Source organism: Citrobacter sp. wls710, assembly GCF_005281115.1.
GTDB lineage: Bacteria > Pseudomonadota > Gammaproteobacteria > Enterobacterales > Enterobacteriaceae > Citrobacter > Citrobacter werkmanii.
In genome coordinates this window covers 1-12,684 of record NZ_SZXD01000067.1, presented here as the reverse complement: position 1 = coordinate 12,684, position 12,684 = coordinate 1, and the positions used below count along the sequence as shown (strand labels likewise).

Below are 12,684 nucleotides of genomic sequence, written 5' to 3'. Positions count from 1 at the left end.
GGTTGTCTGGTGATTCAGGGGGCCAGTCTACCGCCGCGCCAGGTGAACTGCTCATCGTTACGCTCAACTTTCTGATTACTGGAACGAATAGTGGTTGCCTGCTGAGACCAGTCATAGCGGCCTCCCAGTGTTGCAACCCATTTATTCCATTCCAGTTGGTCCTGTACATACACGCCAGTTTGGTGCTGCGTGTTAAGCTGGAACGGTTTCGCGTCAGGGAAATCAACATCTTCATACACCGGATTATTCATATCTAAAGGCGGTGCACTTCCGTAGGCGTTATCAATATCGTTTCGCAGACGCGAATAGTCGACGCCGGTGAGCAGAGTGTGTCCAACATCTCCCGTCGCGAACTTGCTTTCCAATTGAGTATCTACGCCAAAATCATTATAGCGTTCATCGGCGACGATAATCTGACGGGTCAGCTGATTACCCACTGCGCCGAAACCGTACACACTCTGTTGAGAGGTTTTGATTTGGCTATAACGTAAATTTTGACGCACAGTGAAAGTGTCATCAAAACTGTGTTCAAAGCTGTAGCCAACCATTCGCTCATAACGCGAATAGGTATTGTTCGGCGCATAATCCGTAAAGCTAACTGGCAAACGGGAACCATCAGGTAACGGATCGACCGTACCTTGTTTCGGCAACCAGCCGTAATAGCCCGTTGACGGTTCATTCTGAATGTTTGCTCGCAGAGTCAGGTTGGTTCGGTCATCAGGCTTCCAGCTAAACACCGGAGCAATGGCATAACGCTTCTGCTTCGCGAAATCCTGTTGTTCGTCATTAGAACGAGCCAACCCTGTCAGGCGGTATGAGTACACGCCGTCGTCATCCAGGGAATCGCTGAAATCAAAACCGGTTTGGAACAGATTATCCGAACCCATTTTGAATTGAATTTCTTTTAGCGGCTCTGATGTCGGGCTTTTGCTAACCATGGAGATCAAGCCACCCGGATTACTTTTCCCGTAAAGTACAGACGTTGGCCCGCGCATAAGCTCGACGCGTTCAAGCATGTAAGGATCAACAACGGCAGAGCTGTAGTAATCCCCCTGTAGCTTGACGCCATCAAGGTAATTGTTCGGTGTTGGGCCAGGCGTATAGAAGCCACGAATAATAACGAAATCATAAGTGCTGGAAGCGCCACGCGTAGAAACGGCAGCACCAGGGGTATAGGCTAAAGCCTCTTTTACCGACCCTGGCTGATGCATATCCATCTCTTCACGCGTCACAACCGAAACAGACTGCGGGGTCTTTTCGATAGGCGTATCAGTCTTGGTGGCAGTGGCAGAGCGTTTCGCGGCGATGGTTGCCGCAGGCCCCCATGCACTTTCCTGCGGAGCAGGCGCTGCAGTTACGGTGATGGTTTCTTCTTTCGGGTCAACCGCCGCCTGTGCATAGACAGACATGCCGCTAACCGCTGTGGCTACCACTACTGCGATTTTACGCAGTGATGAACTTGGCTGAGCAGTTTTAAGACGCGCCATTGGTATTTCTCTGATGAAAGTAAATGATAACGTAAACGAGAATTATTATTATAACGGCAGCATAATATTCGAAACTCTGACGAGATAGCAAGCAATACACGTCCCTACTAAAACTGAGGGGTTAAGAAATAACCAGATGAAAAGAAAGGGTTAATAAATTAGGCTGAAAGGTGGCGTTACGCCCTTGCACTGTACGGCTGATAAGCGTAGCGCCATCAGGCAAAACAATGGCGGATAGTTGAATAGCAGCGTGAGTATCTTGCGCGAATAAAGAAAAACCCGCCGAAGCGGGTTTTTAGGCAGGCGTTAGTTACCGCCAAACATCTCTTTAATCCAACCGGCCACGCCATCGCCGTCCTTCTTCTCTTGCTGCGGCGGTTGCTGCTGTTGAGGCTGCTGTTGCTGCGGCTGCTGAGAAGATTGATCGAACGGATTACCCGACTGCTGCATCATCTCACCTTGTTGACACAGTGAATCCGGATCGGTGGTCCATACCGGAAGCGTACGCATCCCGCCGCTGCAAACGAAGTTACCGTCGTAGTCTACGCCCATATCCACCACATCCTCCGGCGGCGTCAGCACCAGCGGTGTCGGGGTCTGGTTGGCCAGGTAACGCTGGTAAATCGACATCGCGCCACTGGCACCGTACAGCTTGGTTGGCTGGTTGTTATCGCGGCCCACCCAGGTGATGGTCACCTGGCTGCCGTCGATCCCGGCGAACCAGGTATCGACGTTGTTGTTGGTGGTACCGGTTTTACCTGCCAGATGCAACCCTGGATACTTCGCGCCAAGCTGGCGGCCCGTACCACGCTGAACCACCTGCTGCATGGTCCACAGCGTCATATACGCCGCCTGCGCCGGAACGGCACGCTCAGCCTGCGGGAAGCTCTGGTACAACACCGTGCCATCTTCGGCAATCACCGAAGGTTCCCGCCGCTGGCGATAGTCTGGAACGCCTGCGCCACTTCGATTGGCGTCAGGTTCAGCGCCCCCAGCAGCATAGCCGGAACCGGGTTAAGCTGATCTTTCGGAGCACCCAGCTTCAGCCAGGTATCGGTTACAGCGGGCAGGCCCAGCGCCATCCCCAGATTTACCGTGGGTACGTTCATTGAGCGCGTTAACGCGTCCACCAGCATCACTTTACCGCTTTCGCTATAGCGACGGTCATCGTTCTGCGGTGACCACACCTGGCCGTTCGGCTGACGCAGCGCAATTGGCGCATCGGCAATCCAGGTATTCAGGCGGTACAGCTTCGGCTGGCTAAGTGCCGTCAGATAGGTCGCCGGCTTCGCCAGAGAACCAATTGAACGACGCGCCTGCATCGCACGGTTATAGCCCGCAAACTGAGGCTCTGCCCCGCCGACCATGGCGCGAACTTCGCCGCTAAAGCGGTCAACCACCACAATCGCCGTTTCCAGATCGCTCAACTTACGTTGTTTCTTCAGCACCGGAATGCCTTCCACCGCCGCTTTTTCTGCGGCGTCCTGCGCCACGGAATCAAAGGTGGTGAAAATTTTCACACCGGAGAGATCTTTAACTTTATCGCCCAGCTTCGCCTGTAGCTCCTGACGCACCATCTGCATAAACGCTGGCTGTGGTGAAATCACCCCGCCGCGCGGTTGCACGCCTAACGGACGCGCGCTCAGCATGTCATACAGATCCTGGTCGATAATCTGCTGCTGTTGCAGCAGACGCAGCACCAGGTTACGACGCTCCAGCGCCAGCTTCGGGTTACGCCACGGATTATAAATCGACGCCCCTTTCACCATCCCAACCAGCAGGGCCTGTTGGTCGAGACTTAACTCTTCAACCGGACGTCCGAAGTAATACAGGCTCGCCAGCGGGAAGCCACGGATCTCATTGTCACCGCTTTGACCGAGATAGACTTCGTTCATGTACAGCTCAAGAATACGGTCTTTGCTGTAACGCGCGTCCATGATCAGCGCCATATAGGCTTCGTTGGCTTTACGCCAGTAGGAGCGCTCGCTGGAGAGGAACAGGTTCTTCACCAACTGCTGGGTCAGCGTACTGGCCCCTTGTACCGTACGACCTGCCGTCAGGTTCGCCAGCACTGCACGGCCAATGGAATAGAGACTGATCCCGTCGTGTTCATAGAAGTGACGGTCTTCTGTCGCTAACAGCGTGTCCACCAGCAGATCCGGGAAGCCGCTACGCGGGACAAACAGGCGCTGCTCGCCGTTAGGCGAAGAGAGCATGGTGATCAGACGCGGATCGAGACGGAAGAAACCGAACTGGCGGTTGTTATCCATATTCTCGATGGTGTCCAGATGATCGCCGTCAAAGGTCAGACGCGCGCGCACCTGCCCTTCTTTGCTGTCCGGGAAGTCAAACGGGCGACGAATCATCTCAATGCTCTTCGCCTGTACGGTGAATTCGCCCGGACGCGTCATCTTCGTCACCTGACGATACTGGGTGGCCTCCAGCAGCTTCACCATCTCATTCTTGCCGATGGGCATTTCTGGCTCAAGGTTAACCATGCGGCCATACACCGCCGCCGGAAGTTGCCAGACTTTGCCATCAATACGGCTACGAATTTTTTGGTCCAGATACACGCCGTAAATGGCGATCAGCACCAAAAAGACAATCGACAGTTTTACCAGCAGCCAGAACCAGCCGCGCTTACCACGAGGCTTACGCCCTTTGCCCTTACCCTTACGCGGCATCGGTTCTTCATCCTCATAGTCATCATCATCATCATAATCGTCGTCATACTCTTCATCTCTGAGTTGACGACGGCTCACCTTTTGTTTTACCGGACGCGATGGTTTCCCTTTACGTCCAATTGGCTCGCGGTCATTCCCCGCCATGCTTTTTCTCCGCAACATTCAGGCGCAAAGGCCCGATTCTCTGTTCTTCCGTCCTGCGACAGAAGAAGAAATCTCTCAATTATTACCGCTCTTTCGCCGGATGCGGCATACAAGCCTTATCCGGCCTACCGTTTCATTACGAATACTTTTTGGTGCGCCGCGTTGGCGCGGTATTCGCCGGATCGTCCGGCCAGACGTGTTTCGGATAACGTCCTTTCATCTCTTTTTGCACCTCGCGGTACGATCCCTGCCAGAACGCGCTCAGATCGCTGGTCACCTGTAGCGGTCGTTGGGCCGGAGACAGCAACTCCAGCACCAGCGGCACGCGGCCCTGAGCGATGGTTGGGGTCTTCGCTTCGCCAAACATTTCCTGCATCCGCACCGCCAGTGCCGGAGGATTATCTTCATGATAGCGAATGGCAATCCTACTCCCCGTCGGCACAGTGTAATGCGCCGGCAGTTCACTATCCAGACGTTGCAGCATTGACCAGTCCAGCAAACCGCGCAACGCCTGACCCACATTTAATGCTTTTAACGCGCGTAAAGAGTGCACACCGCTCATGTGCGGCAACAGCCAGGTCTCCAGCGTCGCCAGCAGAGAATCCTCATCTACCGCAGGCCAGTCGTATTCTGGCAGCCAGTTCGCCGCACATTGCAAACGCAGCCGAAACTGCTCGGCTTCCGGCGTCCAGTTGAGCACACTTAGCCCTTTATCGCGAATGCCATTCAACATCGCCTGGTGCAACTCCTCTTCCGAGGGTTTAGCCAGCGGCTGGACTTTTACCGTGAGCTGGCCAATGCGCGAGCGACGCAATGCCTTTAACGTTCCCTGAGCCTCATCCCATTCGATGGTGTCGGACTGTTGCAGCAGCTCAGGACATGCCTGCATTAGCGCCTCAATATCCAGTGGCAGAGCCAGCAAAATACGTGCATCCGGCGAAGCGCTGCCCTGTAGCAACAGGGGGGCGATCAGCCATTCATGGCGTCCGGAAGCGTCATCAGCATCCAGCATTGCGCCCATACCATTAGCCAACTGATAACGCCCTTCCTGCCCGCGTCTACGCGCGATCCGGTCAGCAAACGCCCGCGCCAGCAACGGGGGGAGTTGTGTGCTGTCGGGCTGTCCGCTGCGAACGTTAAGCCGTTTCAGCAACTGTTGACTGCGCTGCTGCCAGGCAGGCTGATTTCGTGAAAACGCCACAGCCAGATCGGTACTGCCGCCGCGCGGCGGCTCTTCCAGAATCGCAGCCAGTTTCGCCGCCGTTGCCGCTTCATCGTCATCGTTGGCGCTAACCAGCATAGCTGCTAATCGCGGGTCGTTACCCAACGCCGCCATTTTCTGCCCTGTGGCGCTGAGCCTGTCGTCCTCAAGCGCGCCCAGCATCTGCAACAGTCGTTTTGCCGCCTGCAGGTTGATGGCGGGCGGCGTATCCAGCCAGTTTAGTTGCTCAGGGTTGGTGCATCCCCATTGCAGCAACTCCATTAGCAGCCCGGACAGATCGCTCTGTAATATCTCCGGTTCCCCTTGCGAAGCCGCTCTTTCCGCCTGCTCTTTGGCAAGCAGATGCAGACAAATTCCGGGTTCAAGACGCCCTGCGCGTCCCGCTCGCTGCGTCATCGAGGCCTGACTGATGCGCTGGGTAATCAGTCGCGTCAGTCCAGTGCGCGCATCATAGCGCGCCACGCGCTCCTGAGCGCAGTCTACCACCAGCCGAATACCTTCAATCGTTAAGCTGGTTTCGGCAATATTGGTGGCCAGCACCACTTTGCGCTTACCTTGCGGCGCGGGCAAAATCGCCTGACGCTGCTCGGCAAGCGTCAGCGCGCCATACAGTGGGCACAGCACAACATCGCTGCCCACACGCATTGCCAGTTGCTCCTGCACGCGCTGGATTTCTCCAACGCCCGGTAAAAACAGCAGCAGCGACCCGCTTTCATGGCGCAGTAGCTCCGCCGTGGCTATGGCCACCGCTTCGTCAAAACGCAGATGTGCCGCCAGCGGCTGATACCGTCGCTCGACCGGAAATGTGCGGCCTTCAGAGATAATCATGGGCGCATCAGGCAATAACTGCTGCAAGCGCCCGTTATCGAGCGTTGCGGACATGATCAACAGTTTCAGATCGTCACGCAGTCCCTGCTGTACATCCAGCAACAGCGCCAGCGCCAGGTCGGCCTGCAGGCTCCGCTCGTGAAATTCGTCGAGGATCACTAACCCGACGCCCGTCAGTTCGGGATCGCGCTGGATCATGCGCGTCAGGACGCCTTCCGTCACCACTTCCAGCCGGGTCTGCGGCCCCACGCAGTTCTGTGCGCGCATGCGATAACCCACGGTCTCACCGGGCTTTTCGTTCAGCAACTCCGCCAACCGCTGCGCGACATTGCGTGCCGCCAGACGACGCGGCTCCAGCAAAATAATCCGCCCCTTGATGCCACCATGCTCAAGCAGTCGCAACGGCAACCAGGTCGATTTCCCGGCACCGGTCGGCGCGGTCAGCAGCACCTGCGACGAGTTATCAAGGGCGGTAAGCAGTTCAGGCACTACGGCGGCAACGGGCAACGACGTCACAAATGGCTCCAGAGGGTTAACATTCTTCGCGCTGCATTGTAGCATCGCGTTAATTCATAACCGAGTATCCATCATGTCTGAGCCAAAAAGGCTGTTCTTTGCGATTGAATTGCCAGGCGGGGTTCGGGAGCAGTTAATCCACTGGCGAGCTACGCAGTTCCCTCCTGAAGCAGGCCGTCCCGTCGCCGCCGAGAATCTGCATCTGACGTTGGCCTTTTTAGGTGATGTCAGCGCAGAGAAGCAACAGGCGTTGTCGCAGCTAGCCGGACGCATTCGCCAGCCAGGTTTTACGCTCAAACTGGATGATGCCGGGCAATGGCTGCGTTCGCGAGTGGTATGGCTGGGGATGCGTCAGCCGCCGCGCGGACTGTTACAACTGGCGAATATGCTGCGGGCACAGGCCGCGCGCAGCGGATGCTACCAAAGCCCACAGCCGTTTCACCCACATATCACGCTGCTGCGCGATGCCGGCCACGCGGTTCCCATCCCCCCACCGGGCTTTGGCTGGTCGTTTCCGGTCACGGAATTTGCGCTTTACTCCTCCTCATTTGTACGAGGACGCACGCGTTACGCACAGATGCAACGCTGGACGCTGACTGAATAATCAAAGGGACTGCTGATGCAATTTTCTCCACCTTTACAACCGTCTACGCTCATCCAGCGCTACAAGCGCTTTTTAGCGGATGTGATCACACCGGATGGCACAACGTTAACGTTACACTGCCCAAATACCGGCGCGATGACCGGATGCGCAACACCAGGTGATACCGTCTGGTATTCGACATCAGAAAATACCAAACGGAAATATCCGCATACCTGGGAATTAACGCAAACGCAATCCGGGGCATTTATTTGTGTTAACACGCTGTGGGCGAACAGATTAGCGAAAGAGGCGATTCAGCAGTCGCTAATTTCAGAAGTTTCAGGCTATAGCATATTGAAAAGTGAAGTAAAATACGGCGCCGAAGGGAGTCGTATAGACTTTTTGTTACAGGCGGATTCCCGACCTGACTGCTATATTGAAGTGAAATCAGTCACGTTGGCGGAAAAAGATCAGGGTTATTTTCCCGATGCCATCACTGAACGAGGTCAGAAACATCTTCGGGAATTGATGAGCGTAGCGGCTGAAGGTAAGCGGGCGGTGATATTTTTCGCTGTGCTACATTCAGCCATTACACGGTTTTCACCCGCGCGCCATATTGATACGAAATATGCGCAATTATTGGTCGAAGCTCGGCAAAAGGGGGTCGAAATTCTGGTTTATAAAGCGGAACTTTCTGCCCATGGTATGACTCTTAAAGAGCCGTTGCCCATTACCTTGTAATGGTGTAAACATCTGGTTAATTAATATTCTGGGCGCGTGTGCAAATACGCTTTTCCTCACAGGGTTGTCAAGTGTTACGTTTAGATAATTGCTATCCGGAAAAGCATCTGCTATTTATAGCGACCTGATTTTTCCCCCGAACATGGGGATCGATAGTGCGTGTTAAGGAGAAGCAACATGCAAGAAGGGCAAAACCGTAAAACATCGTCCCTGAGTATTCTCGCCATCGCTGGGGTGGAGCCGTACCAGGAGAAACCGGGCGAAGAGTATATGAACGAAGCCCAGCTGTCGCACTTCAGGCGTATTCTTGAGGCATGGCGTAATCAACTTAGGGATGAAGTCGATCGCACCGTATCTCATATGCAAGACGAAGCGGCTAACTTCCCTGATCCGGTGGACCGCGCCGCGCAGGAAGAAGAATTCAGCCTTGAGCTGCGTAACCGTGACCGTGAGCGCAAACTGATCAAAAAGATCGAGAAGACGCTGAAGAAGGTAGAAGACGAAGATTTCGGCTACTGCGAATCATGCGGCGTAGAAATTGGTATTCGCCGTCTGGAAGCACGTCCGACAGCCGATCTGTGTATCGACTGCAAAACGCTGGCAGAAATCCGCGAAAAACAAATGGCAGGTTAATTCCGGTCATTTTTACCACGTTTACTACAGGCGGGAGTTTCTCCCGCCTTATTATTTGTTAGTCCGCAAAATGAGCGATTCACACTATATTGGCCGCTTCGCCCCCTCCCCTTCCGGCGAACTGCACTTCGGTTCACTGATTGCCGCCCTCGGCAGTTACCTGCAGGCTCGTGCCCGGCGTGGAATCTGGCGAGTACGCATTGAAGATATTGACCCCCCTCGTGAAGTTCCCGGTGCTGCAGATACGATTCTGCGTCAGCTGGAACATTACGGCCTGCACTGGGATGGCGACATTTTGTGGCAATCCCAGCGCCATGACGCCTACCGCGAGGCGCTCGCCTGGCTGCATCAGCAGGATCTGAGCTATTACTGCACCTGTACGCGGGCGCGTATTCAAAGCGTCGGCGGCATTTACGATGGTCGCTGCCGTGAGCTGCGCCTCGGGCCAGAGCAGGCGGCAGTCCGCATTAAACAACGCCACCCCGTGATGCAGTTTACTGACCGGCTACGCGGTGTGATTCAGGCTGACCCGCAACTTGCTGGTGAAGATTTTATTATTCACCGCCGCGACGGGCTGTTTGCCTATAACCTCGCGGTAGTGGTAGATGACCACTTCCAGGGCGTGACGGAAATTGTGCGCGGCGCCGATCTCATAGAACCGACGGTGCGGCAAATTTCGTTGTATCAGCAGTTTGGCTGGCAGGCGCCAGACTATATTCATCTGCCGCTGGCGCTTAACGAACAAGGCGCTAAACTTTCCAAACAAAATCATGCACCTGCCCTGCCGCAAGGCGATCCACGTCCGGTGATTATTGCCGCGCTGCGCTTTCTCGGCCAGCGTGTGGATATCGCGTGGCAGGAGATGCAGGTCGATCAGATCCTTCAGTTTGCAGTGGAAAACTGGAGTCTGACAACGGTGCCAGAATCAGCGATCGTAAATACGCCATTCTCAAATGCGCCATGCTGAGCTATGATTAGCCGCTATTTTTACACAGCAACACTTGTTCTGATTGAAGTTTGACACTACCGAGGTGCACTATTTTTACCCGAGTCGCTAATTTTTGCCGCAAGGTGCTAAGCCGCGAGGAGCGCGAGGCCGAGCTTGCCGTCGCCCGTCCACATATGACGGTAATCCCGCGTGAGCAGCACTCTATCTCCCGCAAAGATATCAGTGAAAATGCCCTGAAGGTAATGTACAGGCTCAATAAGGCCGGATACGAGGCATGGCTGGTTGGCGGGGGCGTGCGCGATCTTTTGCTGGGCAAAAAGCCAAAAGATTTTGATGTCACCACTAACGCAACGCCGGATCAGGTGCGAAAACTGTTTCGTAACTGCCGCCTGGTCGGTCGCCGTTTCCGTCTGGCCCATGTCATGTTTGGCCCGGAAATTATCGAAGTGGCAACGTTCCGCGGTCATCATGAAGGCAGCGAGTCCGATCGCACAACCTCACAGCGCGGGCAAAACGGTATGCTGCTGCGCGATAACATCTTTGGCTCCATTGAAGAAGATGCCCAGCGTCGCGATTTCACGATCAACAGCCTGTATTACAGCGTGGCCGATTTCACCGTGCGAGATTACGTCGGTGGCATGCAGGATCTCGAAGAAGGCATCATTCGCCTGATTGGTAATCCGGAAACGCGCTATCGCGAAGATCCCGTACGTATGCTCCGCGCCGTGCGCTTTGCCGCCAAGCTCGACATGCGTATCAGCCCGGAAACCGCGGAGCCGATCCCGCGTCTGGCAACGCTGTTGAACGACATTCCTCCCGCACGCCTGTTTGAAGAAGCGCTTAAGCTATTACAGGCGGGCTATGGGTATGAAACCTATAAAAAACTGCGTGAGTACAGCCTGTTCCAGCCGCTGTTCCCAACCATTACGCGCTACTTCACAGAAGACGGTGATAGCCCGATGGAGCGCATTATCGCGCAGGTGCTGAAGAATACCGATAACCGCATTAACAATGATATGCGCGTTAACCCGGCGTTCTTGTTCGCTGCCATGTTCTGGTATCCGTTACTGGAAGCCGCGCAGAAAATTGCGCAAGAAAGCGGTCTGGCCTATTACGACGCTTTCGCACTGGCAATGAATGACGTACTCGACGAAGCCTGTCGCTCGCTGGCAATCCCGAAACGATTAACCTCGCTGACCCGTGATATCTGGCAGTTGCAGTTACGCATGTCCCGTCGTCAGGGCAAACGCGCCTGGAAGCTGATGGAACATCCGAAGTTCCGCGCCGCCTACGACCTGCTGGCCCTGCGTGCAGAAGTGGAAAACAACGCCGAGCTGCAGCGTCTGGCTCAATGGTGGGGTGAATTCCAGGTTTCAGCGCCGCCGGAGCAAAAAGGCATGCTGAACGAGCTGGATGAAGAGCCTGAACGTCGTCGTCATCGTCGCCCACGTAAACGCGCGCCACGCCGCGAGGGAAGTGCGTGACTGTCGTTTATATCGCTATTGGCAGCAACCTCGCCTCCCCGCTGGAGCAGGTGAATGCTGCCATACAGGCGATCGGTGAAATTCCCGACAGCCGCATTATGGCCGTCTCTTCATTTTACCGCACACCGCCATTAGGCCCACAGGATCAGCCCGATTACCTGAACGCCGCCGTGGCGCTGGATACCGCTCTCACCCCAGAAGAATTGCTTAACCATACTCAGCGCATTGAGCTGCAACAGGGGCGTGTGCGCAAGGCCGAACGCTGGGGTCCGCGAACGCTGGATCTCGACATTATGCTGTTTGGCGATGAAGTGATTAACACCGAGCGTCTGACCGTGCCGCACTACGACATGAAAAACCGGGGCTTTATGCTATGGCCGCTGTTTGAGATCGCTCCTGATTTACATTTTCCTGATGACAATCAATCGTTGGCTGAATGCCTGAGCTATATGTCACCCCGCCCTGACCGCTGGTAGATCTTTTTGCTCAAACACAGGAATATAAACAGGACAGATTGATTTATACCCGCTCACTTAAGGCACATGTTGGAATTACAATGATTTGATTTAAAATTATATTAAATAATATTAGATGCTTTTAATTTACATTTTGCGCTATCATTTAATTATTGCCGACTTATATTTTTTAAAATCAAAATTTAAAAAATCTAAATTAAGTCAACTCATAAATATTATGTATTATCAAGATAAAGACTTCCTCTATATTTCGCTCTCTACTAAGACTCAATTATACAAACATTCTATTTTGTTTTCTATTTAATTTACACCATCAATTTATCACCCCCTCAAATCATCAACTTACAGCATGACGCGATAAAAATTAATAACCTCATAAAATAATATATCAATAAGCCCTCAACATCACAAATAAAACCATCATATAATATATATAATAAAAATAAATGGACGAATAATCATATCCGCTATGAATTTTACAAAAGCTGAATATTTAAGGTCTAATAACCCGGAATTAATATATGGTTCACCCCATATTTAACTGCCGTAACTTGATATAAGGGTATTCTCATGAAGAAAAAAATCATCGCCTTGTCGACCGTTTTTTCTGCCGTACTACTCTCAACATCCGCATTCGCCCTTGATGGCGGGCAAGTAGATTTTGCCGGTCTGGTGAGCGACAACACCTGTACGCCACATGTTAACGGCGGCAGCCAGGATGGGCAGGTTCAACTGAACACCGCCCAGACGTCAGCCATCGCAGCTGATCCTGGCGTACAGAGCAGTGCCGTCGGTATTCAGCCAGAACCGTTCTATATTACCGTAGACTGTGGCACAACCAACGAAAACACCAAAGCGCACCTGAGTATGGCCTCAACGTTCTTCAGCAATAGCAACGGGACACTGAACAACGATGACTCCATCACCAACCCGGCAA

8 protein-coding genes and 2 pseudogenes are annotated in these 12,684 nt (G+C 53.7%); 7 read left to right on the top strand and 3 right to left on the bottom strand.

What is annotated here, in order from left to right; genetic code table 11:
- Positions 1–29: 29 nt before the first annotated feature.
- From fhuA to hrpB, 3 genes and pseudogenes are all read right to left on the bottom strand, one after another.
- Positions 30–1,487: pseudogene (fhuA, locus tag FDX14_RS24335) on the bottom strand (ferrichrome porin FhuA); the annotation flags it as partial.
- Positions 1,488–1,793: 306 nt separating this feature from the next.
- Positions 1,794–4,315: pseudogene (gene mrcB, locus FDX14_RS24330) on the bottom strand (bifunctional glycosyl transferase/transpeptidase).
- A 136-nt stretch (positions 4,316–4,451) separates the two neighbouring features.
- Positions 4,452–6,881 carry an ATP-dependent helicase HrpB gene (gene hrpB / locus FDX14_RS24325; protein WP_170973620.1) on the bottom strand — a complete coding sequence of 810 codons (2,430 nt, stop codon included), beginning with the start codon at positions 6,879–6,881 and terminating at the stop codon, positions 4,452–4,454.
- Between the two features lie 73 nt (positions 6,882–6,954).
- Between hrpB and thpR the strand changes: the two genes are divergently transcribed.
- The 7 genes from thpR to FDX14_RS24290 all read left to right on the top strand — a co-directional run.
- The gene (gene thpR, locus FDX14_RS24320) at positions 6,955–7,485 is read left to right on the top strand and encodes an RNA 2',3'-cyclic phosphodiesterase (protein WP_061380849.1); all 531 of its coding nucleotides are present in this window, start codon (positions 6,955–6,957) and stop codon (positions 7,483–7,485) included.
- Positions 7,486–7,500: 15 nt separating this feature from the next.
- Positions 7,501–8,205: a DNA/RNA nuclease SfsA gene (sfsA, locus tag FDX14_RS24315; RefSeq protein WP_042312214.1), complete on the top strand. Its 705-nt coding sequence runs from the start codon at positions 7,501–7,503 to the stop codon at positions 8,203–8,205.
- Positions 8,206–8,382: 177 nt separating this feature from the next.
- Positions 8,383–8,838 carry an RNA polymerase-binding protein DksA gene (dksA, locus tag FDX14_RS24310; RefSeq protein WP_003018625.1) on the top strand — a complete coding sequence of 152 codons (456 nt, stop codon included), beginning with the start codon at positions 8,383–8,385 and terminating at the stop codon, positions 8,836–8,838.
- A 70-nt stretch (positions 8,839–8,908) separates the two neighbouring features.
- Complete coding sequence (gene gluQRS, locus FDX14_RS24305) at positions 8,909–9,805, top strand: tRNA glutamyl-Q(34) synthetase GluQRS (protein ID WP_137350405.1); 897 nt, start codon at positions 8,909–8,911, stop codon at positions 9,803–9,805.
- 71 nt (positions 9,806–9,876) lie between these two features.
- Positions 9,877–11,271, top strand: a complete 1,395-nt coding sequence (pcnB, locus tag FDX14_RS24300) for a polynucleotide adenylyltransferase PcnB (RefSeq protein WP_208616126.1) — start codon at positions 9,877–9,879, stop codon at positions 11,269–11,271.
- Positions 11,268–11,747, top strand: coding sequence for a 2-amino-4-hydroxy-6-hydroxymethyldihydropteridine diphosphokinase (gene folK / locus FDX14_RS24295; RefSeq protein WP_042312222.1), 480 nt, complete (start codon positions 11,268–11,270; stop codon positions 11,745–11,747). Before pcnB ends, folK begins: the two co-directional genes overlap by 4 nt.
- 570 nt (positions 11,748–12,317) lie before the next feature.
- The coding region (locus FDX14_RS24290) for a fimbrial protein (RefSeq protein ID WP_502704214.1) at positions 12,318–12,684 on the top strand (367 nt) is incomplete at its 3' end.

What these genes read in the sequence shown, in the direction of transcription:
- thpR (WP_061380849.1), top strand. Translation starts at nt 6,955, where the DNA reads ATGTCTGAGCCAAAAAGGCTGTTCTTTGCGATTGAATTGCCAGGCGGG.
- sfsA (WP_042312214.1), top strand. Translation starts at nt 7,501, where the DNA reads ATGCAATTTTCTCCACCTTTACAACCGTCTACGCTCATCCAGCGCTAC.
- dksA (WP_003018625.1), top strand. Translation starts at nt 8,383, where the DNA reads ATGCAAGAAGGGCAAAACCGTAAAACATCGTCCCTGAGTATTCTCGCC.
- gluQRS (WP_137350405.1), top strand. Translation starts at nt 8,909, where the DNA reads ATGAGCGATTCACACTATATTGGCCGCTTCGCCCCCTCCCCTTCCGGC.